The organism is Rhizobium sp. BIGb0125 (genome assembly GCF_024810055.1).
Classification (GTDB): Bacteria; Pseudomonadota; Alphaproteobacteria; order Rhizobiales; family Rhizobiaceae; genus Agrobacterium.
Genome location: NZ_JANUDV010000001.1, coordinates 496,878 through 522,507, shown reverse-complemented (window position 1 = coordinate 522,507; position 25,630 = coordinate 496,878). Strand labels below are relative to the sequence as shown.

General features: G+C 54.7%; 26 protein-coding genes. 13 read left to right on the top strand and 13 right to left on the bottom strand.

Annotated elements, in window-relative coordinates; translation table 11 throughout:
• Positions 1 to 7 precede the first annotated feature (7 nt).
• The 3 genes from M2418_RS02385 to M2418_RS02375 form a co-directional block, all read right to left on the bottom strand.
• Positions 8 to 916 carry a DMT family transporter gene (locus M2418_RS02385; RefSeq protein WP_259143542.1) on the bottom strand — a complete coding sequence of 303 codons (909 nt, stop codon included), beginning with the start codon at positions 914 to 916 and terminating at the stop codon, positions 8 to 10.
• 165 nt (positions 917 to 1,081) lie between these two features.
• Positions 1,082 to 1,471, bottom strand: a complete 390-nt coding sequence (locus M2418_RS02380) for a DoxX family protein (RefSeq protein ID WP_192488325.1) — start codon at positions 1,469 to 1,471, stop codon at positions 1,082 to 1,084.
• 246 nt (positions 1,472 to 1,717) lie between these two features.
• Entirely contained in the window at positions 1,718 to 2,194 is a 477-nt protein-coding gene (locus tag M2418_RS02375) for an Lrp/AsnC family transcriptional regulator (RefSeq protein ID WP_250982026.1), read from the bottom strand.
• Between the two features lie 122 nt (positions 2,195 to 2,316).
• Between M2418_RS02375 and M2418_RS02370 the strand changes: the two genes are divergently transcribed.
• Positions 2,317 to 2,736, top strand: coding sequence for a DUF2000 domain-containing protein (locus M2418_RS02370; protein WP_250982027.1), 420 nt, complete (start codon positions 2,317 to 2,319; stop codon positions 2,734 to 2,736).
• A 6-nt stretch (positions 2,737 to 2,742) separates the two neighbouring features.
• Here M2418_RS02370 and M2418_RS02365 read toward each other — a convergent pair whose 3' ends face one another.
• Positions 2,743 to 3,552 carry a class II glutamine amidotransferase gene (locus M2418_RS02365; protein ID WP_250982028.1) on the bottom strand — a complete coding sequence of 270 codons (810 nt, stop codon included), beginning with the start codon at positions 3,550 to 3,552 and terminating at the stop codon, positions 2,743 to 2,745.
• Positions 3,553 to 3,805: 253 nt separating this feature from the next.
• On the opposite strand from M2418_RS02365, the gene M2418_RS02360 reads away from it, so the two are divergent.
• Positions 3,806 to 5,029 (top strand): multidrug effflux MFS transporter, encoded by a 1,224-nt coding sequence (locus tag M2418_RS02360; protein ID WP_259143537.1) that lies wholly within the window; start codon positions 3,806 to 3,808, stop codon positions 5,027 to 5,029.
• A gap of 72 nt (positions 5,030 to 5,101) precedes the next feature.
• Here M2418_RS02360 and M2418_RS02355 read toward each other — a convergent pair whose 3' ends face one another.
• A complete protein-coding gene (locus M2418_RS02355; protein ID WP_259143536.1) occupies positions 5,102 to 5,716 on the bottom strand; it encodes a L,D-transpeptidase in 615 nt (204 codons plus the stop codon).
• A gap of 440 nt (positions 5,717 to 6,156) precedes the next feature.
• Here M2418_RS02355 and M2418_RS02350 point away from each other — a divergent pair, with 440 nt between their 5' ends.
• The 4 genes from M2418_RS02350 to M2418_RS02335 are packed head-to-tail and all read left to right on the top strand — an operon-like array spanning position 6,157 to position 9,962.
• Positions 6,157 to 7,566: a circularly permuted type 2 ATP-grasp protein gene (locus M2418_RS02350; protein WP_259143535.1), complete on the top strand. Its 1,410-nt coding sequence runs from the start codon at positions 6,157 to 6,159 to the stop codon at positions 7,564 to 7,566.
• Positions 7,567 to 7,569: 3 nt separating this feature from the next.
• Positions 7,570 to 8,511: an alpha-E domain-containing protein gene (locus M2418_RS02345; protein WP_192488318.1), complete on the top strand. Its 942-nt coding sequence runs from the start codon at positions 7,570 to 7,572 to the stop codon at positions 8,509 to 8,511.
• A 19-nt stretch (positions 8,512 to 8,530) separates the two neighbouring features.
• Positions 8,531 to 9,346: a transglutaminase family protein gene (locus M2418_RS02340; RefSeq protein ID WP_250982031.1), complete on the top strand. Its 816-nt coding sequence runs from the start codon at positions 8,531 to 8,533 to the stop codon at positions 9,344 to 9,346.
• A gap of 13 nt (positions 9,347 to 9,359) precedes the next feature.
• Complete coding sequence (locus M2418_RS02335; RefSeq protein ID WP_259143532.1) at positions 9,360 to 9,962, top strand: bifunctional 2-polyprenyl-6-hydroxyphenol methylase/3-demethylubiquinol 3-O-methyltransferase UbiG; 603 nt, start codon at positions 9,360 to 9,362, stop codon at positions 9,960 to 9,962.
• Here the strand turns inward: M2418_RS02335 and M2418_RS02330 are convergent.
• Positions 9,959 to 10,768, bottom strand: coding sequence for a transglutaminase family protein (locus M2418_RS02330; protein ID WP_259143530.1), 810 nt, complete (start codon positions 10,766 to 10,768; stop codon positions 9,959 to 9,961). The two genes, M2418_RS02335 and M2418_RS02330, sit on opposite strands and share 4 nt — an antisense overlap.
• Positions 10,769 to 10,871: 103 nt before the next feature.
• Between M2418_RS02330 and M2418_RS02325 the strand changes: the two genes are divergently transcribed.
• Entirely contained in the window at positions 10,872 to 11,282 is a 411-nt protein-coding gene (locus tag M2418_RS02325) for a VOC family protein (RefSeq protein ID WP_259143529.1), read from the top strand.
• An 83-nt stretch (positions 11,283 to 11,365) separates the two neighbouring features.
• Here the strand turns inward: M2418_RS02325 and araD1 are convergent, their stop codons facing one another.
• From araD1 to chvE, 4 genes are all read right to left on the bottom strand, one after another.
• The gene (araD1, locus tag M2418_RS02320; protein WP_259143526.1) at positions 11,366 to 12,361 is read right to left on the bottom strand and encodes an AraD1 family protein; all 996 of its coding nucleotides are present in this window, start codon (positions 12,359 to 12,361) and stop codon (positions 11,366 to 11,368) included.
• Positions 12,362 to 12,460: 99 nt separating this feature from the next.
• On the bottom strand, positions 12,461 to 13,657 hold the full coding sequence (gene mmsB / locus M2418_RS02315; RefSeq protein ID WP_192488313.1) for a multiple monosaccharide ABC transporter permease: 1,197 nt from the start codon (positions 13,655 to 13,657) through the stop codon (positions 12,461 to 12,463).
• Positions 13,654 to 15,192 (bottom strand): sugar ABC transporter ATP-binding protein GguA, encoded by a 1,539-nt coding sequence (gguA, locus tag M2418_RS02310; protein ID WP_192488312.1) that lies wholly within the window; start codon positions 15,190 to 15,192, stop codon positions 13,654 to 13,656. The genes mmsB and gguA overlap by 4 nt, the downstream gene beginning before the upstream one ends.
• 91 nt (positions 15,193 to 15,283) lie before the next feature.
• A complete protein-coding gene (gene chvE, locus M2418_RS02305; RefSeq protein WP_192488311.1) occupies positions 15,284 to 16,348 on the bottom strand; it encodes a multiple monosaccharide ABC transporter substrate-binding protein in 1,065 nt (354 codons plus the stop codon).
• A gap of 251 nt (positions 16,349 to 16,599) precedes the next feature.
• Here chvE and M2418_RS02300 point away from each other — a divergent pair, with 251 nt between their 5' ends.
• A complete protein-coding gene (locus M2418_RS02300; RefSeq protein WP_192488310.1) occupies positions 16,600 to 17,646 on the top strand; it encodes a LysR family transcriptional regulator in 1,047 nt (348 codons plus the stop codon).
• A gap of 42 nt (positions 17,647 to 17,688) precedes the next feature.
• A complete protein-coding gene (locus M2418_RS02295) occupies positions 17,689 to 18,141 on the top strand; it encodes a hypothetical protein (RefSeq protein ID WP_259143519.1) in 453 nt (150 codons plus the stop codon).
• On the opposite strand, the gene M2418_RS02290 is transcribed toward M2418_RS02295, so the two are convergent.
• Positions 18,131 to 18,370: a hypothetical protein gene (locus M2418_RS02290; RefSeq protein WP_259143517.1), complete on the bottom strand. Its 240-nt coding sequence runs from the start codon at positions 18,368 to 18,370 to the stop codon at positions 18,131 to 18,133. The genes M2418_RS02295 and M2418_RS02290 overlap by 11 nt on opposite strands.
• An 18-nt stretch (positions 18,371 to 18,388) precedes the next feature.
• Positions 18,389 to 19,576 (bottom strand): ROK family protein, encoded by a 1,188-nt coding sequence (locus M2418_RS02285; RefSeq protein WP_405049371.1) that lies wholly within the window; start codon positions 19,574 to 19,576, stop codon positions 18,389 to 18,391.
• Between the two features lie 333 nt (positions 19,577 to 19,909).
• Here M2418_RS02285 and xylF point away from each other — a divergent pair, with 333 nt between their 5' ends.
• From xylF to M2418_RS02270, 3 genes are all read left to right on the top strand, one after another.
• Positions 19,910 to 20,950: a D-xylose ABC transporter substrate-binding protein gene (gene xylF, locus M2418_RS02280; protein ID WP_250982038.1), complete on the top strand. Its 1,041-nt coding sequence runs from the start codon at positions 19,910 to 19,912 to the stop codon at positions 20,948 to 20,950.
• A gap of 151 nt (positions 20,951 to 21,101) precedes the next feature.
• Entirely contained in the window at positions 21,102 to 22,415 is a 1,314-nt protein-coding gene (locus M2418_RS02275; RefSeq protein ID WP_250982039.1) for a sugar ABC transporter permease, read from the top strand.
• 20 nt (positions 22,416 to 22,435) lie between these two features.
• Positions 22,436 to 23,218: an ATP-binding cassette domain-containing protein gene (locus tag M2418_RS02270; RefSeq protein ID WP_250982040.1), complete on the top strand. Its 783-nt coding sequence runs from the start codon at positions 22,436 to 22,438 to the stop codon at positions 23,216 to 23,218.
• 96 nt (positions 23,219 to 23,314) lie between these two features.
• On the opposite strand, the gene M2418_RS02265 is transcribed toward M2418_RS02270, so the two are convergent.
• Positions 23,315 to 24,226, bottom strand: coding sequence for a flagellin (locus tag M2418_RS02265; RefSeq protein WP_192488304.1), 912 nt, complete (start codon positions 24,224 to 24,226; stop codon positions 23,315 to 23,317).
• Between the two features lie 505 nt (positions 24,227 to 24,731).
• Between M2418_RS02265 and bcsN the strand changes: the two genes are divergently transcribed.
• Positions 24,732 to 25,607: a cellulose biosynthesis protein BcsN gene (gene bcsN / locus M2418_RS02260; RefSeq protein WP_259143508.1), complete on the top strand. Its 876-nt coding sequence runs from the start codon at positions 24,732 to 24,734 to the stop codon at positions 25,605 to 25,607.
• Positions 25,608 to 25,630: the final 23 nt, after the last annotated feature.

Genomic DNA, 25,630 nt, shown 5'->3' with positions numbered 1-25,630 from the left:
CTTGTGTTCAAGCCTCTTGAGCGGGACGAGGCTGGCGTTTGGGCAATGTCATCGCAATCACCCCGACTAGTACGCACACCATACCAATCCATGCCTCCGCCGTTGGCATTTCTCCCAGAAAGATCATGCCAACCACAACACCAACTGGCACACGCAAATAGGCCTGTGACGTTGCACCAACGGAGCCAAGCGTCTGCATCAGCCGGAAATAGATGATGAAGGCGAGAGCCGTGGAAAACACCGAAAGCCCCAGCAATGCCACAATGGAATGCAATGAGGGATGCAAGGTCCATGGGTGATCAACGGCAATACTGAGCGGCACTAGCATCACCGCACCACAGATAAGAGAACCTGCGGCTGGTATCATCGGATCAAAACCTTTGAACCCCTTGCCGAAAATGGCTGCAGCGCCGTAACACATGGTCGCAACCATCACCGCCAGCTGCGCCCACAACGCGTCCCCCAGCCCGGAAAGCGCCTGCACGCCTATGATCAGGCAGGTTCCCGTCATACCGACAATGATACCGAACAGTTTGCGTCCGGTGACGATTTCGTGTCGCGTGACGAAAGCCGTCAACAGCAGCGTGAAGATTGGCGTTGTCGAATTGAGGATAACGGCGAGGCCCGCATCAATGGTCTGTTCAGCCCAGGCAATCAGCGTAAAGGGAATGGCGCTGTTAAGGCAGGCCTGAATAATGAACCTTCGCCAAACGGCCCTGTCCTTTGGTAGACGCACACCACGCAGATAAAGGACAGCAAGAAGAACCATACCGGCAATCAAAGTTCTGGCGGCGATCAGAGTAACCGGCGGTATTGTCTCCACCCCGATCTTGATGAACGTATAGGAGGCGCCCCAGAGTGTGGACAACAAGGCCAGAAGTGCGAGCTCTCGAAGAAGACTGTTTTTATTGATCACAACCGATTCCCTGTCTGAATGAATGCCATCCTTCTAGGGCCAGGCGCAGACGTGATGTTTCGGCGCTCACCGAAGTTTCGAAAAAAATCCAGATACGAAAAACCCGCATGGAAAACCATGCGGGCCTGTTGTCAAACCGCTGCAAGCGATACCGTTTAAGGCAGGTCAGCCGCGCCGTTCATCCAGGGAGAAGGCACCGGGACCCGACAGGGCCATGTAAAGAAACACAAAGCAGAAAAGGATTGCCGCATCGCCACCATTCAACGCCGGGAAAAAGCTCGATGGGGCATGGGCCATGAAGTAGGCGACAGCCATCTGGCCGGACAGAATGAAAGCAACGGGACGTGTGAAAAGCCCGACCAAAATCAGAATACCGCCCACCAGTTCAAGAAGTGCTGCAACCATCAAGAGCGGTGGTAGCGAACCTTCCATCTGGGACGCGGGAAAGCCGAATAGTTTCTGTGTACCATGCTGAATGAACAGCAGCGCAACGATAATGCGAAGAGCAGCAAGGCCATAAGGCCGGTATTTGGAGAGATTGTCGAAGATTGCCATGAAGGATGCCCCTGTTGGATTTATTTCCGCTCGATAGCTCTTCGTAAACCCGTCGCGAAGACACATCTCGAACACCGGAATTCACATTTTCGGCATTTCCAAAGTCAGTCCAAGGGCCAAAAAGCCCTTATTCCACAAGTAGTTGAAAGCGAGCCGTGTTTGGTGGCCGAATCGCGAAATTACAACCTCGACACGTGAAGCAATATTAGCAAAGCCGGATTGTTTACCAACGCATTTTTGATTGTTTTATACGCAATCCAGTGGAAAACCATTAAATGCCTTTATCTCTTTCAGCACAAATGTCGTCTGCATTTCCTTGATTCGCGGAAGGCGGCGAACAACAGACATGGCAAAATCTGCATAGCTATCCAGATCGGGCGCTACAACCTGCAACAGGAAATCCGCGTCACCCGCGATACTGTAGCAGGCAACCACTTCCTTCAGGGCAGACACTTGTTGCGAAAAATCCTCCGCCTCTGCTTCACTGTGACTGTCGATCTTCACACGAATGAACGCCAGAACACCGAGCCCGACCTGCTTGCGGTCCAGTCTTGCGCCGTACCCCTGGATAACGCCGGTTTCCTCGAGATTACGAACCCGCCTCCAACAGGGAGAGGTCGACAGTCCCACCGCGTCCGACAGCGCCTGATTGGTCATGCGACCATCCTGCTGCAAATGATTGAGGATGTGCACATCCTCCGCCTCAAGTCGCCTAATTGACATAAATCACCTTACAAATCCGTCCATTAGGTAAATCCTACCAAATTAAGCTTTGTCTTGGCAATAAAAGGTATGATCTACCTGATAAAACCGCCTAACTTCCTCGCAGCACAATGAGGAAAACCATGACAACCGAGCTTCACACCGCCATCATCGTCAACCCTGCCCTGCCCGCTGGCCTGATTGCCAATACCGTCGGCGCCATCGGCATCGGCATTGGCGCCAAACGCCCGCAATTGGGGGGCGACCGACTGACAGATAGGCACCAGCGGACAATCGACATAAGCTCCAACAAGCCTGTCCCTATTTTGCAGGCAGATGCAGAAACCATCCGTAACATCATGCTGAAGATCATTGCTTCAGGTACGGAGGAAATCGTGACAGTGCCGTTCCCGGCATTCGCCAGGGCCCTGCACAATTATCAAGATTATCAACAAACGTTCCCCGACCGTGACCTGTCGCAGGAAACGATAGACGGACTCGGACTGGCCGGACCAACCAAACTGGTGAAGTCGCTGACCGGCGCTCTCAAACTGTTGCGCTAACCAGTATCACGCGGATTTGCAGAGAAGCTCTTCGTTGGCATCCGCCAGGCATGGATCGAACGGTGCAAAGGAAATCTTTGCGCCCTTCACCGTGGCAACCGTATCGGCCGGAATCAGTTCCCACGTCTCGTCCCGATCGCCGAAGGGCTCCGATGCAACCGCCACACCATCCGGCATGCGCCGCCAATAGAGCGACGGCGGCCGTTCATCGCTCGACCAGCGAAACGCATGCATCGTATCGCCATTGGCCAGAACCGCACTAAAACGGATGGGTTGGTCAACATTGGAAGAGTGCAGGATATCGAGGCAGGTCAGCAAGGTGCGTGAGAACGCCGAGATCGGATCAGCCGCCAGACCAAATCCCGCAGCGATCAGGAACATTGCCTCACTATCGCTGCTGCCGCTGCGTGCAGCATAGACATCATCGGGAATGAGCGCCTCGACCTTGCGTTTGACATGTTCGTAGCCACCAATCTGGCCATTATGCATGAAGAGGTGCCGATCAAGCCCGAAGGGATGGCAATTCGCCATCGACACGCCTCCGGTGGTGGCCGAACGCACATGTGCCAGAAACATCTGCGCCTGGATTTGGTGACAGAGCGAGGTCAAGTTGCGGTCAGACCAAGCGGGCAGAATGCCCTTATACATGCCAGGTTCCTTGCGGTCCCCGTACCAGCCAATGCCGCACCCATCGCCGTTAACAACGGTTTTGGCCTCGCGCGCCGCCATTGACTGGCTGATGAGTGAGCTCTCAGGCTCGATCAACAACGTGTCGAGCCAGACGGGTGAACCGGAATATGCAAGAAAACGGCACATAACTTTGGTTTCTCGTGTTTTTGCTAACAAGCAGCCACATTATAGAAAAATATGGCGCGAATTGATTAATGATTAGAAAAAGCGACTGCGCAACTCAAACACCCACAATTTTTGAAACAAAGCGCGATCACTGCGAAGACACCTTGCGCGATACAACCAGTGATTTCTCGCTGTAAAAAAACGCTACGCACCTCTGCATTTCTTCTGAAAGCTGATAGAGCCGAACCACCTTCTTTATCAGCGCAGAATCTCAATGACCGCAGCCCCATCCTCGATTAGTTTTCGTGAGCGTATCGCCCTCTATGCCCTGCTGACCTCGTTGACCTCGCTCAGCATCGACGCGCTGTTGCCGGGCCTGCGCCAGATCGCCGATGAGGTGGGCACTGCGCCGCCGCTATCGACCCAGCACATCATCTCGCTGTTCATTTTTGGCATGGCCTTTGGCGAATTGTTTCTGGGACCAATCTCGGATGCATTGGGACGCAAGAAAGCGCTGGTTCTTGGCCTGTGCGTCTACGCAGCGGGAACGGTCATAGCCATGCTGGCCGGATCACTCGAAATGGTCATTCTCGGCCGATTTCTTCAAGGTGTTGGCGTCTCCGGACCAAAGATCGCAACCCGTGCCATGATCCGTGACCAGTTTGAGGGCAATGACATGGCACGCGTCATGTCTTTCATGTTCACCCTGTTTATCCTGGTGCCGATGCTGGCCCCTGCGCTGGCGCAGGGCATCATTACCCTGTCGGGATGGCGCACGGTTTTTGCCATTTATCTTGTCATGGCAATGGTACTGGGCCTGTGGATGCTGATCCGACAGCCGGAAACTTTGCCCGTTGAAAAACGTATCCCCTTCCGGCCAAAACTGCTTTTCAGCAATGCCGCGCGCATCCTCGCCAACCGCCGAGTGTTGCTGCTGATCATCACCACGGGCGTCGTATTTGGCGCGCAGCTTCTCTACCTCAGCACTGCGGCAGATCTGTTCTTTGATGCTTACGGCATCAAGGAAACCTTTCCGTTTTATTTTGCCGCATTGGCGACCGGCATCGGGCTGGCGTCATTCCTCAACGCAAAACTCGTCCAGCGTCTTGGCATGGAGGTGATGGCTCGCGCCGCTTTCATGGCTTTGGCAATCACCGGCTTCCTGATGCTGCTCACCACCCTCTTGTGGACGGGTCATCTGCCGCTCACCGCCTTGATGGCATTCGGTTTTGCGGCATTCTTCGCAATCGGCATCCTGTTTGGCAATCTCAATGCCATGGCTATGCGATCGCTTGGACAGGTTGCTGGCCTCGGCGCATCCCTCATCGCTTCCGGATCCAGCCTTGTTGCCACGGTTTTTGCAGTCGTGATGGGCAGTTTTTACAATGGAACAGCAACCAATCTGGCTGCTGGATTTTTTGTCGCCGGCGTTATCTCGCTAATATTGGCAGAACTTGCCCTGCGCAGCGACGCCTCACCGATTGAAGCCCTGCGATAGGCACAACAGCCCGGAACACTGAAGCTCCGGGCTGTTGTGATATGGTCGTGCTGTCAGCGATCTCGACCTTGATCAGGCCTGAAGAACCACCACGCGTGCGCCAACCGGCACGCGCTCGAAAAGATCAATCACATCGTGGTTCAACATGCGGATACAGCCGCTCGACATGGCGTGGCCGATCGACTGCGGCTGGTTGGTGCCATGCAGACGGAACATCGTGTCGTTGCCACCGCGGTAGAGATAAAGCGCACGTGCGCCGAGCGGGTTGTTCGGACCACCCGGCATGCCGCCAGCATATTTCAGGTTATTGGGGTCACGGCGCATCATGTTCGCAGTGGGTGTCCAGCTTGGCCATTCCGACTTCCGGCCAATATAGGCATCACCCTTCAACGCCAGCCCCTGACGACCAACGCCAACGCCGTAACGCATCGCACGACCTTCGCCCATCACGTAATAGAGGCGGCGGGCTGGCGTATCGACGACGACGGTACCAGCCGGATGTGCTGTTTCATATGCCACTTCCTGGCGGCGCAATTCCGGCTTGATCTTGTCAAGCGGCATGGCTGGAAGCGGGAACTTTTCAGCAGGCTTCGCGGCATACTTCTGCGTCATTGGAACACCGGTGCTCGCGCAACCGGCAACGAAAAGCGGCAATCCGAACAGTACCGCACGGCGTGAGATGGACATATAACCCCCGTCATCCAATCGAATATGAACAAGAGGTATAATTTTATGGTTAACAATGTACTAAACCCTTACGCGAAAGGTTAATCTTTTCCTCTTTGATGCATTTCCCCTTCTTCGTATTTTTGACGCGGCGCGCCACGCCTCGATTTTGTGCGCTTTGACTGGCATTTCTTCGTTCGCCCAAACTCAAAAAATGCAATTCAGAGTAAAAAATAAGCAATCGCATTTTTATCACGCAGACAGTTCGCAAAGATAATATTTGCCGCCCCGGAACCTTTGCGCAAATGCCGAATTTTTACACAGATCGGGCAATGCAAATTCCTGATTTGCGTGGGCTTTTTCTTGAACCAACGAATAAAAAATCTTTTTGCTGAACTGCGCATGGTTCTTGCATTGCTTCTGTCGTTGTATTCAAATGGTAAAAAATGGGGAACATACCGTTGGCATTTGACGAAATGATAAGTGCGGACAACGCTCCGCGAAGCCCATATCAAAACTATAACGAGTGGTACGACCGCCAGGACAGGGCGCACCTGATCCGCAAGTCAGAAGACGCAGAAAAGATCTTCCGAAAAACCGGCATTACCTTCGCAGTCTACGGACATGCCGACAGCGCCGAAAAGCTTATCCCCTTCGACATTATTCCCCGCATCATCTCAGGCCGTGAGTGGAGAAAGCTGGCACAGGGTATCGAGCAGCGCGTTCTCGCGCTCAACTCTTTCCTTGATGATATCTATCACAAGCAGGAAATCATTCGCGCCGGACGTATTCCGCGAGAATTGATCGAGAAAAACGAAGCCTTTCTTCCGGAAATGATCGGCTTCACACCACCGGGCGGCGTTTACACCCACATTGTTGGCACGGACATTGTCCGCACTGGCGAAGACCAGTTTTACGTGCTGGAAGACAATGCGCGTACACCATCAGGTGTCAGCTACATGCTGGAAAACCGCGAAACAATGATGCAGATGTTTCCGGAACTTTTCCACGAGAACAAGGTACAGCGGGTTGAGGATTATCCGTATCTGCTGCGTCAGTCTCTTTCGTCTCTGGCACCACCCGGTTGCACCGGCAAACCGCGTGTCGCCGTACTGACACCCGGTATCTACAACTCCGCCTATTATGAACATTCCTTCCTGGCCGACATGATGGGCGTGGAACTGGTGGAAGGGTCTGACCTTCGGGTGATGGATGGCAAGGTCAAGATGCGGACCACACGTGGCTACGAGGCCATCGATGTGCTCTACCGTCGCGTTGACGACGACTTCCTTGACCCGCTGACCTTCCGTCCGGATTCGGCACTGGGCATTCCCGGCATCATGGATGTCTACCGCGCAGGCAACATCACCATTGCAAACGCGCCCGGCACCGGCATTTCCGACGACAAGGCGATCTATTCCTACATGCCTGAAATCGTCGAGTTCTACACCGGCCGCAAACCACTTCTTGAAAACGTGCCAACCTGGCGCTGTTCTGAACCGGACAGTCTGAGATATGTGCTGGATAACCTTGCCGAACTAGTGGTCAAGGAAGTCCATGGTTCCGGTGGTTACGGCATGCTTGTTGGTCCGACAGCCAGCAAGAAAGAACGCACTCTGTTTGCTGAAAAGCTGCGTAGTCGACCCGCAAACTACATTGCCCAGCCAACACTTTCGCTTTCAACAGTTCCCATCATGGTAAAGAACGGCATTGCCCCGCGCCATGTCGATCTGCGCCCTTATGTTTTGGTTTCCGACAAGGTTCGCATTATCCCCGGTGGCTTGACGCGCGTTGCGCTGAAGGCCGGCTCGCTGGTTGTAAATTCCAGTCAGGGCGGCGGCACCAAGGATACATGGGTACTGGAGGACTGAAGCATGCTGGGACGGACTGCAAACGGACTTTATTGGATGTTCCGGTATATCGAGCGTGCCGAAAACATCGCACGCCTCATCGATGCGGGATTGCGCGTTTCTCTGACACGCAGTGGCACCGGTGATGAAGACTGGGACGGCGTGTTGCAAAGCGCTGGTGTGCGCGAAAGTTTTGCCGAGATACACGAGCGCGTCACCTCAAGTGACGCCATCGATTATCTGTTACGAGACAGCAGCAACCCCTCCAGCGTGATGTCGTGCATTGAAGCGGGTCGTAACAATGCCCGCATGGTGCGCACCGCACTAACACGGGAAACATGGGAAGCAACCAACGAATTCTGGATTGAGGTGAAAGCCATGCTTTCCCGAAAGGTCAAGGCAGCCGAACTTCCACAATGCATCGACGCCATCAAGCAACGCGCCGGACTGGTGCGTGGTGCATTCCATGGCTCCATGTTGCGCAACGATCTCTACAATTTCTCGCGCATCGGCACCTTCATTGAACGTGCTGACAACACCGCCCGAATTCTGGATGTCAAATATTATGTGCTGTTGCCGGCGGCCAGCCATGTCGGTTCTTCACTGGACAATGCTCAGTGGGAATCCATTCTGCGCTCCGTTTCGGCGCATCGGTCCTATGGCTGGGTTTATGACGCTGAATACAAACCCGCAAACATTGCCGACTTCCTGATTCTCAACGGTCGCATGCCGCGCTCGCTCGCCTATTGCTACGAAAAAATCGTCAGCAATCTCGGATATCTTGCTTCGGACTATGATGAAAAGCACAAGGCACATGAAACCGCCGATGCTATTCGAGCAAGTCTTAAAAGCACGACGGTAACCCGCATCATGGATGGCGGCCTGCACGAATTCCTTGAGGAGTTTGTTAACCGGAATAGCCAGCTCGGCCAGGAAATAACGGAAGGGTACCGCTTCTATCAATGAGCGGGAAACGGATGGAACAATGCGTCTGAAGATAAACCACGTTACCCGCTACACATATGATGCCCCTGTACCCTACGCCTTGCAGCGTGTGCGCCTGACCCCGACAACGGGACCGGGCCAGACAGTAAGACATTGGGCGGTCACCGTTGAGGGGGCAACAGTTGAAGCCAACTACGACGACCATTTCGGCAACCGTGTGGAACTTGTCGAACTTGAAGGACAAGGTCAGACCGTGACCGTGACGGCATCGGGCGAGATCGAGACGGAAGACCGCGCCGGTGTCTACGGTCCGCACAACACCTATGCGCCGCTCTGGTTGTTCATGCGCGAAACGCTACTGACAAAACCTGGCAAACTGATCCGAGAATTGGCCCGCAATGCGAGCGGTGAAAACGAACTTGCGAAACTGCATGGCCTGATGGAGACCATTCACCAGACTGTTGAATATTTGCCTGGTTCAACCGACAGTGAAACAACTGCCGAACAGGCGCTGGAGGCGCAAAAAGGCGTCTGTCAGGATCACACTCACATTTTCATTTCCGCTGCTCGAATGCTCAACATTCCAGCGCGTTACGTATCCGGTTATCTGCTGATGGATGGCGTGAAAGAACAAGCCGCAACCCACGCATGGGCGCAAGCCCATATTACCGGGCTTGGCTGGGTTGGTTTTGATGCCGCCAACAACCTCTGCCCGAACGACCATTACGTCACAATCGCCTCCGGCCTATGTTACCGTGATTGTGCGCCTGTTTCCGGCATGCGGATTGGGAACTCGGCGGAGGATCTGAACGTCTCGGTGACTGTGGAGCAGGCCCAAAGCCAGTCACAGAGCTAAGGCGGACGCCGGAATGGCAGACGGCAAACACGACATTACCACGCTGGACTTTTACACCCGGGAGGCAGATGCCTATACCTCGCGCGGCGAAAAACCATTGCATGTACAGTTGACACAGTTCCTGTCTCTGCTTCAGCCGGGCGCCAGCATTCTTGAACTGGGGTGCGGGGCCGGACAAGACAGCGAAGTGATGATTGCCCAAGGGTTTGACGTGCATCCCACTGACGGCACGGCGGAAATTGCACAAGCCGCAGCGCTGAGGCTTGGCATCCCCGTCAAAACTCTGCTGTTTGACAATATCGATGCCAAGCAGACCTATCATGGCATATGGGCCAATGCCTGCCTTCTGCACGTACCCCGTGCCGCACTTGGTGGCATCATCCGTCGCGTTCACGCTGCCTTAAAGGACGGCGGCATTTTCTACGCCAGTTTTAAGGCAGGGGAAAAAGAGGGGCGCGATCAGTTTGATCGCTATTTCAACTACCCCTCGGAAGCCTGGCTACGCGAGGTCTATGACCAATGTCCCTGGGCCAGCCTGTCAGTGGTGACAGCGAACGGCAGTGGCTATGACAGGCAACCCACACAATGGCTTCAAGTCACTGCGGTTAAACCCTAACCGTTCCGTTTCGCAAGAACGCCACCCGGTTGATGCGCATGTGCTGCTGGCCCTCCCGGAATAATTGGTATCTGGCCACCACGAATTTTGGCAACGCGAGCATTCATCCAATGCCGGATGACGCTGCGATATAACAGGCCCTTCAACCCGGTGATCGCCTGTCTATGCTGGCGATAAAAGACATCCGGACTGTCAAACAGGCCGAGATCGGCATTGATGCCGGTTTTCTGAATGTAGGTGCCGCGACCATTCCATTCAACGGCCGGCGCCTCAAGACAATCGGTGCCTGCACCGTAACCACACAGTGGTGTACCCTGCCCCGCAAACCGACCCTGCAAAATTTTCAGAAATGCCGCGTCCAGAATGAAACCCTCAAGTTCCACCCAAGTGCCCTCATGATACACCTCCACCCAGCTATGCAGTATATTGTCAGGCGCAAGTCCATAGACCAGTTCCGGTACGATGCCACGCTGCAAACCCTTATGGATTGTAAAACCATGCAAGCGGCACGGGATGTTGACGGCCCGCAACAATGCCATCAGCAGCGTCGCCTTGGTGTTGCACTGGCCGTAACCATCAACCAACACATCACTGGCCGGAATATCGTCGGCACTGTTATAGCCAAACCTGATTTCGTTTCTGACATAGTCATAGACCGCACCAATCCGTGCATAAGCAGACAGCTCAGTCCAGCCTCGTTCTTTCACCAGCGCTTGAATACTACCCGATCCGAAATTCAGCAGAGCGGTTTCTGCGAGATATTTCCTTGCCTCGTCTTCCATCATGATGCCATCCTTCAACTTCATGGTGAAAGTCTACAAGCTACAGCGACTAGAGGTTCAAGCGCTAATTTGGAGAGAGCCAACACAGAGACGTGCTCGCTACTTTACTTGGACAACGGAGGAAACCATGCAACCACCAAAAGCCATTCTCGAAACCGTGATTTACGCCGATGATCTCGATGCGGCAGAGCGCTTCTATCACGACGTATGCGGGCTTGAGATTGTGCGAAAACTGGCCGGGCAATTTGTATTTTTCTGCTGCGGCCAACAGATGCTGCTGATCTTCGACCCGGAGAAATCTCGCATCGCCGATCCCTCCAATCCCATCCCGCGTCACGGCACCACTGGCAGCGGCCATTTCTGCTTCCGCGTCGACAGTAAGACCGAAGTCGACATATGGAGAGACCATTTCTTGTCACTGAGCATTGAGGTCGAGCACTATCAACGCTGGAATAACGGTTCTTATTCCGTCTACATCAGAGATCCCTCGGGCGACTCCGTGGAGGTTGGTGAAGCGGGGCTCTGGAACCCGCAATAACGCATCCAAAAGCAAAAGCCCCGAACCGTGAGGTTCAGGGCTTTTGATCGTAGTCAAAGAGCGCGGCATGCGCTCCCGGGAAATCAGAGCTGCTTTACAGCAATTGTTTCTTCAGCCTCAACCTTCAGCGGGTTCTTGAGCGGCAGACCGAAACCGGCAGCTTCAATCTCGAACACATCGCCAGCCTCAGGCTTTACGCCATCCGCGAAGGACAGGGTTGCCGTACCGAACATGTGGACATGCACATCGCCCGGTGCGCGGAACAGGCCGTATTTGAAATGGTGGTATTCAAGGTTCTCGAACGTATGGGACATGTTGTCCTCACCCGACAGGAACGGCTTTTCGAAGATTGCCTTGCCGTTTCGAAGAATGCGCGATGTACCGCGAATGTCGGCAGGTGGCGCACCAACGCGGATTTCCGGGCCAAAGCTTGCAGGACGCAGCTTGGAGTGTGCCAGATAGAGGTAGTTGACCCGCTCTGTCACGTGGTCGGAAAACTCGTTGGAAACGGTAAAGCCGATACGGAAGGGCTCGCCCTTGTCCGAGATAACGTAGATGCCAGCCATTTCAGGCTCTTCACCACCGTCCAAGGCAAATGACGGCGACAACAGTGCAGCACCCGGTGCGGTGGCAACGTAACCGTTACCCTTGTAGAACCACTCCGGCTGAACGCCCTTTTCGCCAGCCTTCGGCTTGCCGTTCTCAAGACCCATCTTGAACATCTTCATGGAGTCGGTCAGCGTTTCTTCGGCCGTATCGTTGGCCTTCTTGTGCATGCTGTCACGCGTTGCAGCGGAACCGAGGTGGGTCAGGCCGGTGCCGGTCAGGTGCAGGTGTGCAGGATCCGGATGGGTGATCGGTGGCAGGAAACGACCTTCAGCATAGGCCTTCTCGAGATCGACAACATCGCCAAGACCATGGGCCTTAACAACATCAGCAAGGCTCTTGCCGCTGTTTGCGGCTTCGATTGCCAATGCATAAACGGAATCAGCATTGTTGACGGCACGCGCCTCGCCAGCGTCTTCGCGAACAGCGACCACCAGCTTGCCACTGGCATCCTTGACCTGTGAAATCAGCACGGTATTTCCTTTCCCGGCATTAAAAGCTTTAGACATGAACACGGCCGCTGAACGGCCGTGAAAAACCTCTGTAGTGAAGATGGAAGGCTGATCCGAAGATCAGCCCTTGTTCTTGTTGTAGACGTCGAAGAAGACGGCAGCCAGCAGCACGAGGCCCTTGACCATCTGCTGGAAGTCGATGCCAAGACCGACAATCGACATGCCGTTGTTCATCACACCCATGATGAAAGCGCCGATAACAGCACCGGTGATCTTGCCCACGCCGCCGGATGCCGAGGCGCCACCGATGAAGCAGGCCGCGATCACGTCAAGCTCGAAGCCCACACCGGCCTTCGGCGTTGCCGAGTTGAGGCGGGTTGCGATGATCATGCCAGCAAGGCCGGCCAGAACACCCATGTTGACGAAGGTCAGGAAGCTCAAGCGCTCGGTGTTGATACCGGAAAGCTTGGTTGCCTTTTCGTTGCCACCCAGCGCGTAGATACGGCGGCCAATGGTCGTGCGACGGGTAATGAAGCTGTAGAAAGCAATCAGCACCAGCATGACGATCAGAACGTTCGGCAGACCACGGTTGGCCGACAGCTTATAACCAAGGAACAAGATCGCAGCCGTTACCAGCACGTTCTGGATAACAAAGAAGCTGAGCGGTTCAACATCGATACCGTGGCTCTGGTTGACCACACGGCGACGCCAGCTGAGGAAGAACATAACCAGCGGGATCAGGATGGTAATGATCATCGATGTGGTGTTGAGACCTTCGATGCCACCGATATCCGGCAGGAAGCCGGTGCTGATGATCTGGAAGTCACGTGGGAACGGACCGATGTTCTTGCCACCCAGCACGAACAGCGTCAGACCACGGAACACCAACATGCCCGCCAGCGTCACGATGAACGATGGAATGCGGTGATAGGCAATCCAGTAACCCTGTGCCGCACCGATAACGCCACCGACCGCCAGACAGACAATAGCTGCCAAGAGCGGGTGCCAGCCCCATTGAACGGTCAAGATAGCCGCAATCGCCCCGACGAAGGCAACGATTGAACCGACCGAAAGGTCGATATGCCCTGCCACAATGACCAGCAACATGCCCAGCGCCATGATGACGATGAACGAGTTCTGCAGCACGAGGTTGGTGAGGTTGGTCGGAGCAAACAGAATGCCACCGGTATAGACCTGGAAGAACAGCATGATCGCGACGAGCGCAAGCAGCATCCCGTATTCCCGGATATTACTCCGCAGATAGGACGAGATGGAAACGACGTTGCTTTCTTCGGTATTGGTATTGGCCGAACTCATGAGTTCTTCTCCCCTGAGCGCATGATAGCGCGCATGATGCTTTCCTGGCTCGCCTCTCCCTTCGGCAGTTCAGCGACGATGCGTCCTTCGTTCATGACGTAGATGCGGTCGCAGTTACCGAGCAGTTCAGGCATTTCTGATGAGATCATCAGAACGCCTTTTCCATCGGCGGCAAGCTGGTTGATGATGGTGTAGATTTCGTATTTCGCACCGACGTCGATACCGCGCGTCGGTTCGTCGAGGATAAGAACCTCGGGGTTGGAGAACAGCCACTTGGACAGCACAACCTTTTGCTGGTTGCCGCCGGAGAGATTGACTGTTTCCTGGAAAATGCCGTGTGAACGGATGCGCAGGCGCGAGCGGAAATCCGTTGCGACCTTCATTTCCTTGATATCGTCGATGACGGATGCCTTGGAAACACCGGCAAGATTGGCAAGCGTGGTATTGTGCAGAATGTTGTCATTCAACACCAGACCAAGATGTTTGCGGTCTTCCGTCACATAGGCAAGCCCGGCATCAATCGCCTTGCGAACCGTACTGACATCCACCGGCTTGCCATCGATCAGCACGTCTCCGCTGATCTTGTGGCCATAGGACTTGCCGAACACGCTCATGGCGAATTCGGTACGTCCTGCACCCATCAAGCCTGCGATACCGACCACCTCGCCCTTACGGACGGTAACGTTGATATCATGCAAGACCTGACGGTCACGGTGCTGCTGGTGGAAGGCGTTCCAATTCTTGACCTCAAGAATGGTCTCGCCAATCGGCACGTTGCGTGGTGGATAACGATCTTCGAGATCGCGGCCCACCATGTTGCGGATGATGACGTCTTCGCTGATCTCTTCCTTGTGACAGTCCAGCGTCTTGACGGTCATGCCGTCGCGCAGAACCGTGATCTGGTCGGCCACCTTGCGCACTTCGTTTAGCTTGTGCGTGATGATGATCGAGGTCAGACCCTGATTGCGGAATTCAATCAGCAGGTTGAGAAGAGCATCGGAATCGCTTTCGTTGAGCGAAGCTGTAGGCTCATCGAGAATGAGCAGCTTCACGCTCTTGGACAGCGCCTTGGCGATTTCAACAAGCTGCTGCTTGCCCACGCCAATATCGGTAACCAGAGTTTCAGGCGATTCTTTCAGCCCGACCTTCTTCAGAAGCTCACGCGTGCGATTGAACGTCTGCTGCCAGCTGATCACGCCATTGGTGGCGATTTCATTGCCCAGAAAAATGTTCTCGGCAATCGACAGCAGCGGCACGAGCGCCAGCTCCTGGTGAATGATAATGATGCCAATATCTTCACTGTCATTGATGGCGCGGAAATTACGCACCTGACCTTCGTAATGAATTTCGCCGTCGTATGAGCCCGCGGGATATACACCGGAAAGAACCTTCATCAAGGTCGATTTTCCTGCGCCGTTCTCACCGACGAGTGCATGAATTTCACCCTTGCGAACCTTAAGGTTCACATTCTCCAGCGCTTTAACGCCGGGGAACGTCTTGGTGATATTCCGCATTTCGAGAATGGTATCGTCCATATCAAAATCCAGCGCCGGTTTAATCCGGCGATTTTTTCAAACAAAATCCGGGGGAGAAGACGATGCTCCACCCCCGGCATTCAGAAACAGATTACTTCAGCTGGTCTTCTGTGTAGTAACCGCCGTCAACCAGAACTTCCTTGTAGTTGTCCTTGGTTACAGCAACTGGCTTCAACAGGTAGGAAGGAACAACCTTCACGCCGTTTTCGTAGGTCTTGGTGTCGTTAACTTCAGGTTCCTTGCCCTGCATAACGGCATTGACCATGCCAACGGTAACCTTGGCCAGCTCGCGTGTGTCCTTGAAGATCGTGGAGTACTGTTCGCCAGCGATGATCGACTTGACGGACGGAACTTCAGCGTCCTGACCGGACACAACCGGCAGTGGCAGATCGCCAGAACCGTAGCCAACGCCCTTCAGCGAAGACAAGATACCGATGGACAGACCATCGTAAGGCGACAGAACTGCATCAACCTTTGCATCTGTGTAGAATGCGGAGAGCAGGTTATCCATACGGGCCTGGGCCGTTGCTGGGTCCCAACGCAGTGTACCAACCTTGTCCATGCCGGTCTGGCCAGACTTTACAACAAGCTTGCCGCTGTCGATGTAAGGCTGAAGAACAGACATCGCACCATCGTAGAAGAAGAATGCGTTGTTATCGTCTGGAGAACCACCGAACAGTTCGATGTTGAACGGGCCCTTGCCATCCTTTAGGCCGAGCTTGTCCGTGATCGAAGTTGCCTGCAGAACGCCAACCTGGAAGTTGTCGAAGGTTGCGTAGTAGTCAACGTTGCCGCTGTTACGGATCAGACGGTCGTAAGCGATGACCTTAACGCCCTTGTCAGCAGCCTGCTGCAGAACGTCAGACAGTGTCGTGCCGTCGATCGAAGCGATAACCAGAACCTTGACGCCCTTCGTTACCATGTTTTCAATCTGCGAAAGCTGGTTCGGAATGTCGTCGTCAGCATACTGCAGGTCTGTGGCATAGCCAGCGTCCTGAAGCTGCTTGACGATGTTGTTGCCGTCGTCGATCCAGCGTGCAGAGGACTTCGTTGGCATTGCGATGCCGACAGTGCCCTTGTCCTGAGCGAATACAGGCGCAGCAAAGCTTGCAACGCCGATGGCACAGGCTGCCATTAACGAGACGATGGATTTCATAAATCTCTCCCTTTGAACCCTTGTCAGGCGCGCCCCAGGCGCCGCCTTCAAATCCATGCCAGAATTGTAAGGAGGCAGATTTGGACAGGACGGTTTTTTACTTATCAGTACGCCTGCCCGCCGCTCCTCCACGGCACAGGTGCAAACTGTTCTGAATCCATATAACTGTCAAATAGAATATCTGGCGTTTGTCATATCAATTCTGATATATTAAATCGATATAACACCCGAAATTGGCGAGATGTGACATTATGAGCAACTCCAGAGAGCAAAACGCACTTGATAGGGATGATTTTTTCTCAGCAGTCGAGGATAATCCACTTTTGCGTGCAGGCTTGAAGATGGCCCATCTTCGTATGCTGGTCATGATAAAAGACCATGGACAAGTCAGCGCTGCGGCGGCAGCCCTCAACATGACGCAGCCAGCCGCATCACGCATGTTGTCCGAAATGGAATCAATCGTCAAAAGTCCACTCTGTCAGCGCGCCTCCCGTGGCGTCGTCTTGACACAGTTCGGTGAGGCTCTGGCCCTTCGTGCCCGCAAGATACTTTTGGAACTGCGCGAGGCCGGGCGCGAACTTGCCCAGATGAAATCCGGCAGCGGCGGATCGGTGTTTATCGGCTCGGTCACGGCACCCGCCATCAGCATGGTGGTACCCGCCATCAGCCGCGCCGTGGAGACTTATCCGGGCATTGAAATCAACGTGCAGGTGGAAACCAGTAACGTGCTGGCACGCGATCTCTTGGCCGCTCGTCAGGACTTTATCATCGGCCGTATACCCGAAGACCTGAACCCGGCTCCGTTCAACGCCCATGAAATTGGCGTCGAGCGCGCCTGTCTTCTGGTGCGAAAGGGCCATCCGTTACTCGACAATGGCCCTGCCCGCCTGCAGGATCTGTCAAACTTTGACTGGGTTTTCCAGCCACCTGGTGCCCTGCTTCGTCGCACCATGGAAGAGATTTTTGTGGCGAATGGCGCACCGATGCCCCGCAACATCATCAACACACCATCCGTGGTACTGACCCTGGCAATCGTCTGCAAAACCAACGCCATTGCACCGCTCGCCTATGACATGGCGGAGTTTGTGGCCGGGCAAAGCTCGCAGGTCGGGGAAATTCGCATTCTGCCAACCGACTTTGAGCTGAACCTGAAACCCTACAGCCTGATCACCGCAAAGGACCGCGCCCTGCCGCCCAGCGCTCAACTGCTTTACGACCTTGTTCTCGAAGAAAGCCGCAACGTCGCGTCCACCACCTATTCACCGTTGCAAGCCCTGCGCCATCTTTCCAATGCATAAGGTCTGAAACGGCAACGCTCACCTCAACGAAGGGAGGAAGACATGCTTTTTGGACAATCCGTCTTTCAGTCCGTTGTTGAACGGCTGAACCAGGAAGCGGAAGAACAGGCACAGGAAGAAGCAGTTACACCGCACAAGACGGTTACCGGTTTCACGACAAGTTTTGTGTTGGAGACAGAACGACCCGATCCTGAACGGTTTGGCGCAGCCTTCGATGCCTATCTCGACTTTCTGCCGGATCCACCAGAACCTGAGCCGGAGCCCGAACCGGAACCAATGCCCGCCTATCTGGAGCGAACGTCACTGGCTGACGTTTCCGACGAACTGGCAATCGATGACAAAGACACAGTTGAAAGCCTGTCGGAAAAACGCCGCGCCTTTGCCAAGCTTAATCATCCCGACCGGCTGTCACCCGACTTTCGTGCCAACGCCCATACCCGCATGACAGCGGCCAACCTGCTGATCGATCAGGCTATCAAGCTGATCAGTCGTTAGCCTCTTCGTCTTTTGCCGCATCAGGCTTTTGTTCGACTGGCGGTCCAGGCTTGAATGTAAACAACAGCATATAGGCGGAATAGGCAGCAACGCCGCCGACAATCGTGCCCCAGAATGCTTCCTGGGTGATAAAGAACTCAATCAGAGACCACACAGTACAGGAGATAACAATCAAAAGCCGCACCCAGAGTGGACGGTAAATCGGATGATTGGTATCAATGAGTTGCATAAATCTCTCCCGTTTGGATCACCCCGCCTGTGCGCTGGGGGGTGTTGTCATTCCCGCCGAGACCATATCTTCATCCATGCGCGACAATGCAAGCCCCATATGCCCCTCAAAAACCAGTTCTGGTTCATTAAGTTCGACGTGAATGGTAGGTAAACCGCCAAAACGCACGGCTTGTGACTGTAAAAGCCCTTCCAGAATGCCGCCCTGCAACAGATCATAATACCGTGTGCCCGGCCCGGTGACGAAGACCGGCATATGATCATGAAGACTGAACAGGCGCGCAAGGCCATTGCCGAGCGCAAGTCCGGCCTGCCGGAATGCAAAGGCGGCCATGCGATTACCATGGCGGGCATTGCTGGCAATCTTGTCCAGTTCAGCCAACGGCACGAATTTCGCTGGTATCGTGTCCGGCGGCACTTCAAAGGCCGTTCGCAAGATGGCGTAGAATCCGCAATAGGCTTCGATACAGCCACGCGAACCACATCGACAAAGCGCAGCGCCCGGCATGTGCAACATGTGCCCGAAATTCGGTGCAACCACTTCAAAACCGCTTGCCGTTGAACGAGCGATACCAAGCCCGATACTGTGACCAAGCGACAGTGCCGCAAGCATGCCCTTGCCCCCGGTCAACAAACTATCCGGTTTGGTTTGCTGACGCATCCACAAGGCTTCGGCCACCAGAAGCGTCTCATTGTTGACCGCAACGCGATTTTGCCAGACCTCGGCGAGATCGTCATGAAAATCGACCTGTTCGTCCCCGAGCACCGGCGACCAGACAAGCCGCCCACCGGCCGGATCCACCAGACCCTTGCTGCTTATCGACAAATGGCGGATCGCCTCATGGGTAATCCGCGAACGGCTGGCAAGGCGTGCAAGCCCCGTATTGATTGCCGCCACGAAATCGCCGCGCCGCGTTTCCTGCCGTCGTTCGGAAAAACGGTCGATCAGTTTGCCGTTGTAGTCGGCGAGTGAATACTGGATGGCGTCTGATGATATGATGACCACCGCCAGATAGGCGCAGGCGGCATTGGGTGTGAATAGAACACGAGGACGTCCCCGCCCCTGCGCCGACTGCTGCTCGGTGCGCAGGATCAACCTGCTTTTCTCTAACTCGGCCGTAATCGCCGACACGGTGCCCGAGGCAAGGCCGGTAAAGGATGAAATCTCGGTATGCGAAAGATTGCCGTGATGGCGCAGCGCCGACATCACCAGAAGACTGTTCTTCTGACGCACCAGTTCAGTGCTGGATATGGCCGAAAGCGGCAAAATATGTCCCTCATTACGAACAACACAACGCTGCCGCCAGCGCCAGATAAGCCCGGCGCCCTCACAGTACAAGTGTTATCCGGCTCCTCCCGAAACCTTGGCTGATCCGACGTGGTTGCGAAGCACTACGTCTGGTTGACAGCTTTCGGAATCTCTGCCATTTAATTTCTCGACTGTCGAGAAAAAATGCATAGGGCATACTCGGACAGCAAATTCAGACAGTAGAAAACGCATGGAGGTGCGGACGCTACCTGTCACATCCGGGAGGACATCATGAAATCATTTGCCAAGTTATTGGCCGGAACGGCTTTACTCGTTTCACTGCACGGCGCTGCCATGGCAGCGGACCTCGTGGTTGGCGTGTCTTGGTCCAACTTCCAGGAAGAACGTTGGAAGACTGACGAAGCCGCCATCAAGAAAGCTCTTGAAGCCGCTGGCGCAAAGTACATTTCCGCTGACGCCCAGTCTTCCGCTGCCAAGCAGTTGACCGACGTTGAAGCCCTCATCTCGCAAGGCGCCAACGCCCTGATCGTTTTGGCGCAGGACAGCGATGCCATTGGTCCTGCCGTTGAAAAAGCGGTCGCTGAAGGTATTCCGGTTGTTGGTTACGACCGTCTGATCGAAAACAAGGACGCCTTCTACATCACCTTCGACAACAAGGAAGTTGGTCGTCTCCAGGCGCAGGAAGTGTTCAAGGTCAAGCCGGAAGGCAATTACGTGTTCATCAAGGGCTCGTCTTCTGACCCGAACGCAGACTTCCTGTTTGCCGGCCAGCAGGAAGTGCTGAAGGCAGCGATTGACGGCGGCAAGATCAAGAATGTCGGTGAAGCCTATACAGATGGCTGGAAGCCGGAAAATGCCCAGAAGAACATGGAGCAGTTCCTGACCGCCAACAACAACAAGGTTGACGCTGTGGTTGCATCCAACGACGGTACGGCTGGTGGCGCGATTGCCGCGCTCGCAGCGCAGGGCATGGCAGGTTCTGTTCCGGTCTCCGGTCAGGACGCCGACTTTGCAGCCCTGAACCGCGTGGCTCTTGGTACACAGACCGTGTCTGTCTGGAAGGACAGCCGCGAACTGGGCAAGGAAGCAGCCAACATCGCGCTGGAACTGGCCGGTGGCAAGAAGATGTCCGAAATCAAGGGCGTAACAAGCTTTGAAGGCGGACCTAAGAAAGTTGCCATGCAGTCCGTGTTCCTCAAGCCGATTGCCATCACCAAGGACAATCTGAATGTGGTTATCGAAGCAGGCTGGATTCCGAAGGAAACCGCTTGCCAGGGCGTAAAGGCCGGTTCGGTCAAGGCCTGCGAATAATCGCATAGGCACCATCCTTTCCAAAGCGCCGCGAAGCAATCTGCTCCGCGGCGCCTTCGGAGTGAAATGACCTTTTACTAGGTCGTAGTGAGCAGCGGTTTCAGCCGGTAATGCTTAGACATCAGCATGATGTGAGGAGGAACGGCAGCCAATGGCCGACATCACGCAATCAAAATCGTCCCATCCCGCCAATGATGCAGGTCGCAGTTCAATTTCGCGATTTATCGCGGCAACGGAACTCGACACCCGTCTTCTCGGCATGGTGGGTGCTCTTCTTCTTATATGGCTAGGTTTTCATTTCCTGTCCGGCGGATTGTTTCTGACGCCGCGCAACCTGTGGAACCTCTCCGTTCAGACGGCGTCGGTTGCCGTGATGGCGACGGGCATGGTGCTCGTTATCGTTACCCGCAACATCGACCTGTCTGTCGGCTCCATTCTCGGCTTCTCCGGTATGATCATGGGTGTAATGCAGGCTGAACTGCTGCCTAAGGTTCTCGGCTTTGAACATCCGGCGACCTGGATCATCACACTCGGCATTGGCCTGCTTGTCGGCGCTGCGATCGGCGCATTGCATGGCCTCATCATCGCCTTCATGAATGTACCGTCCTTCATCGTCACACTTGGCGGCCTGCTGGTCTGGCGCGGCGGCACATGGTTCATCACCAGCGGTCGCACTGTCGCTCCTATGGACAGCACATTCCGCCTGATGGGCGGCGGCACAAACGGGTCGATCGGCGCGACATGGAGCTGGATCGTCGCGGCATTTGCCTGCGTGGCAATCATTGTCGCCATTCTCAACTCACGCCACCAGCGACGCCGTTTCGGTTTCCCCTTGCGCCCGGTCTGGGCGGAATATTTCCTCGGTGCACTCGGTTGCGCCATCGTGATTGGTGCGGTTGCCGTTGCCAACAGCTACCCATGGCCGGTTGCCATTGCCCGTAACTATGCCGATGCCAATGGCATTGCATGGCCAGACGGCGGGCTGTTCATCGCCCATGGCATTGCCATTCCGGTGCTGATGGCTCTGTGCGTGGGCGCAGTCATGACCTTCATCGCCACGCGCCTTCGTTTTGGCCGTTACGTGTTTGCTATCGGTGGCAACCCGGAAGCCGCTGAACTCGCCGGCATCAAGACGCGCTGGGTCACCGTAAAGATTTTTGCGCTGATGGGAGCACTTTGCGCCATTGCTGCCGCCATTTCCACGGCACGCCTCAATGCAGCCACTAATGCCCAGGGTGAGCTGGATGAGCTTTACACCATCGCAGCAGCCGTTATCGGGGGGACCTCGCTGGCTGGTGGTGTGGGCACGATCGCAGGAGCCATGCTCGGCGCGCTCGTCATGCAGTCGCTGCAATCCGGCATGGTTCTGGTCGGCATCGACACCCCGTTCCAGCGTATCGTCGTCGGTTTCGTTCTGGTGGTGGCCGTCTGGCTCGACACCATTTACCGCGCCCGCGCCAAGTAAGAGATTTAGGAGCTTCCGACATGACGGAACAAACCTCTCCCCTCGTGGAAATGAAAAACATCTCCATATCCTTCGGCGGCATTCACGCAGTCGAAAACGCCTCGGTCGATCTTTTTCCCGGTGAAGTCGTGGCCCTGCTTGGGCACAACGGTGCGGGCAAATCGACACTTATCAAGATATTATCCGGCGCCTACCGCCGCGACCAGGGCGATATTCTAATCAACGGTGAAGCGGCAGACATCCGCAATCCGCGTGATGCCAAGAAATACGGTATTGAAACCATCTACCAGACACTTGCTGTCGCCGATAACGTCGATGCGGCTGCCAATCTTTATCTTGGCCGCGAGTTGAAGACCAAATGGGGCACGCTGGACGATGTGGCGATGGAAGCATCTGCCCGCGAAGTCATGGGACGTCTCAACCCCAACTTCCGCCGTTTCAAGGAACCTGTGAAAGCGCTTTCCGGCGGTCAGCGCCAGTCTGTCGCCATTGCCCGCGCCATTCTGTTCGATGCACGCATCCTCATTATGGATGAGCCAACTGCAGCCCTTGGGCCTCAGGAAACCGCTCAGGTCGGCGACCTCATCAAGGAACTGAAAAAACAGGGTATCGGCATCTTCCTCATCAGCCACGACATTCATGACGTGTTTGATCTGGCAGACAGGGTATTCGTGATGAAGAACGGCAAGGTGGTTGGCCATGCCCGCACACAGGACGTCACCAAGGATGAGGTGCTTGGCATGATCATCATGGGCAAAGTACCTGCGGGTGCAACGCCAGGCCCGGGCGCCATGAAAAACTGAAGTACCTTATCGGTTGCATGAACACCAACACAAGAAAAAGCCGCGCTCCGAAGAGCGCGGCTTTTCTCTTTATATATAAGAGAGTGAGTGGTCCGATTAACGGAACAGCGACAGGATGTTCTGCGAGTCCGAGTTTGCAATCGACAGCGACTGGATGGCCAGCTGCTGCTGCGTCTGCAGAGCCTTCAGACGAGTGGACTCTTCGTTCATGTCCGCGTCAACCAGACGGCCGATACCACGCTCAAGCGAAGCGTTCAGCTTGGCGATGAAGTCTTCCTGCATGTCGATACGGGTAGAAACGGAACCGAGTTCAGCGCCAGCACTTGTCATCTTGGTCAGCGCGCTTTCAATAGCTGTCAACGCCTGATCGAGATAACCGGTCGAAGTGTTTGTAACGTCGAGGTTATTGACCGAAATCCCGAGCGCACCGCTGGTTGCACCGAGAATACCAGCTGTCGTGACAAGAGCGCCGGCAGTGTTGGTGCCGAACAGAACGTTGGCATCGGTGCCGGTGGACTTCATGACATAGTCGGTCTTCTTCACGGAAACGCCGCCGCTGCTGTCACGAACAAAACCCGAGATAACAGACTGCGTGCCCGAACCAGCGATCATGTTTTCGCCAGAGAAGGAAGCAGATTCAGCAATCGACTTCAGCTGTTCCTGCAGCTGCGTGATTTCTTCCTGAACCTTCTTGCTGTCTACGGAACCTTCCTGGGCCGTAACGAGCTTCTTCTTGATTTCTTTCACAACTTCAATTGCGGATTCCATACCGGAGTAGGCGGTATCAACCTTGGCGGCGCCAAGACCGATAGCGTCCTGAACAGCCGAAAGCGCACCGTTGTCAGAACGCATGGTAGTTGCGATTGACCAGTAAGCGGCGTTGTCGGACGCTTGTGAAACGCGCTGACCCGTAGAAATGTTGTTCTGGGTCTTCTCGAGGTTGCTGTTGATCGAGCGCAGCGTCTGCAGAGCGGACATCGCGGAAACGTTGGTCAGAATGCTAGCCATAATTTTTTTGTCCCTGTTTTTACGAAATACTGGTTATGGGGACATACCGGACTGATAATATCCTACCGGAGCACAGCAGTTCGGCATCATGCCACTCAGCTGATTGCTCTTAATGAACGACCAAGCCAAACCTGCTGCGGATGTGAGGAAATTCACATCCAATTGTTTCAGACTTCTTAATTTCGGGGGTTGTTCAAATGGCTGAAAATGGGAAGGGTTAACAATCGCTTAACAAAATTCGCCAGATCTTAAAAAATGTATGAACAAAAGATGAAAAACATCGCTCACGGGTTAATTTTCAGATTGCTAAATCAGGCTCCTCCCCTATTCCATAGGCATGGTCTGGTCACAACTGATTCGGGTCCCTCGCGGCCTCTCCAGAACGCAAGATTCGGCGACAGTTACTCTCTCGAAAACCCTTGTTTTCGGGTCGATTCCGCTATTTCTTGGCATCCTCTCAGGCTGCACGGATAAGGGCGGCATCCAGACATCTGGCGCACCGCAAATGGTGGCAGCCGAACAGGCAATGATTTTCCCCCCGCCTGGCGGACCTGAAATCATGGCCGTGATTAACTACAATTATTCCAATGCCATGAAGCAGGATGTCCTGCTGCGCTCCGAAGGCACCACACCTGGCCAGAATTATCTGAAGATCGAGCTGTTCGGACCGCAAAGGCAGGGTACCACCGTAACAGACGGTCTTGGCTTTGAAGGGACACGGGCTAGCCAGATTGCACGTGAAATCCGTCGCGAGTTTCCCGGCAAGCGCATTTCGATGTCGCAAGAATATCTGCAAAACAGCTACGGCGCATTTTCCTATGCCGTGGGCAACGGACAGGGCAGCGATCTATGCCTTTATGGTTGGCAGGAAATTCGCTCCAAGCAGGACATGCGCCAGGGATTACGTAACCTTGGCAAAATCAACGTTCGTGCACGCCTTTGCCAGCCATCGGCAACCGTGCAGGAACTGCTGTCACTGATGTATAATTTCACGATCACTGGCAACTACACCAATCCGACATGGAACCCATACGGCACGCCGCAGGCACCTGATGCCGGCATTGGTCGTTCCAGCAACCCGATTTATCCTGTCGTTGGAACATCCTTCCCGATGCAGCCGGGCTCGCAAGCGCCATTGCCGCCGCCAACGCCTCGTCGCATGTCCGCACCCGCCAACATATCATACCAGCCTCAGACAGTGGTAACTACCGCACCTCAGGCCGTCGCAACGCAGCCAAAAGTAAATGTCGCCATACCGTCACCGCTGCCTCAATCGCCACAGGCGACAACGCAGGAAACGGCTGTAAAGCCTGAGAAATCGGTCGTCATTCCTTCTCCAGGATGCCTGTCAGCAAATGGCAGCACGCAAGGATGTCGTTAACCTTTTTCGTTTAGGTTTTGTAA

Coding starts and splice junctions, on each gene's coding strand:
- M2418_RS02275 (WP_250982039.1), top strand. CDS start 21,102: ATGGCCGACATCACGCAATCAAAATCGTCCCATCCCGCCAATGATGCA.
- M2418_RS02365 (WP_250982028.1), bottom strand. CDS start 3,552: ATGTGCCGTTTTCTTGCATATTCCGGTTCACCCGTCTGGCTCGACACG.
- M2418_RS02355 (WP_259143536.1), bottom strand. CDS start 5,716: ATGTCCATCTCACGCCGTGCGGTACTGTTCGGATTGCCGCTTTTCGTT.
- M2418_RS02380 (WP_192488325.1), bottom strand. CDS start 1,471: ATGGCAATCTTCGACAATCTCTCCAAATACCGGCCTTATGGCCTTGCT.
- M2418_RS02265 (WP_192488304.1), bottom strand. CDS start 24,226: ATGGCTAGCATTCTGACCAACGTTTCCGCGATGTCCGCTCTGCAGACG.
- M2418_RS02345 (WP_192488318.1), top strand. CDS start 7,570: ATGCTGGGACGGACTGCAAACGGACTTTATTGGATGTTCCGGTATATC.
- M2418_RS02285 (WP_405049371.1), bottom strand. CDS start 19,576: ATGTCGGCGCTGCGCCATCACGGCAATCTTTCGCATACCGAGATTTCA.
- M2418_RS02335 (WP_259143532.1), top strand. CDS start 9,360: ATGGCAGACGGCAAACACGACATTACCACGCTGGACTTTTACACCCGG.
- gguA (WP_192488312.1), bottom strand. CDS start 15,192: ATGGACGATACCATTCTCGAAATGCGGAATATCACCAAGACGTTCCCC.
- M2418_RS02325 (WP_259143529.1), top strand. CDS start 10,872: ATGCAACCACCAAAAGCCATTCTCGAAACCGTGATTTACGCCGATGAT.
- M2418_RS02300 (WP_192488310.1), top strand. CDS start 16,600: ATGAGCAACTCCAGAGAGCAAAACGCACTTGATAGGGATGATTTTTTC.
- M2418_RS02290 (WP_259143517.1), bottom strand. CDS start 18,370: ATGCAACTCATTGATACCAATCATCCGATTTACCGTCCACTCTGGGTG.
- M2418_RS02340 (WP_250982031.1), top strand. CDS start 8,531: ATGCGTCTGAAGATAAACCACGTTACCCGCTACACATATGATGCCCCT.
- M2418_RS02370 (WP_250982027.1), top strand. CDS start 2,317: ATGACAACCGAGCTTCACACCGCCATCATCGTCAACCCTGCCCTGCCC.
- bcsN (WP_259143508.1), top strand. CDS start 24,732: ATGGTGGCAGCCGAACAGGCAATGATTTTCCCCCCGCCTGGCGGACCT.
- M2418_RS02270 (WP_250982040.1), top strand. CDS start 22,436: ATGACGGAACAAACCTCTCCCCTCGTGGAAATGAAAAACATCTCCATA.
- chvE (WP_192488311.1), bottom strand. CDS start 16,348: ATGAAATCCATCGTCTCGTTAATGGCAGCCTGTGCCATCGGCGTTGCA.
- M2418_RS02330 (WP_259143530.1), bottom strand. CDS start 10,768: ATGAAGTTGAAGGATGGCATCATGATGGAAGACGAGGCAAGGAAATAT.
- M2418_RS02360 (WP_259143537.1), top strand. CDS start 3,806: ATGACCGCAGCCCCATCCTCGATTAGTTTTCGTGAGCGTATCGCCCTC.
- mmsB (WP_192488313.1), bottom strand. CDS start 13,657: ATGAGTTCGGCCAATACCAATACCGAAGAAAGCAACGTCGTTTCCATC.
- xylF (WP_250982038.1), top strand. CDS start 19,910: ATGAAATCATTTGCCAAGTTATTGGCCGGAACGGCTTTACTCGTTTCA.
- M2418_RS02375 (WP_250982026.1), bottom strand. CDS start 2,194: ATGTCAATTAGGCGACTTGAGGCGGAGGATGTGCACATCCTCAATCAT.
- M2418_RS02295 (WP_259143519.1), top strand. CDS start 17,689: ATGCTTTTTGGACAATCCGTCTTTCAGTCCGTTGTTGAACGGCTGAAC.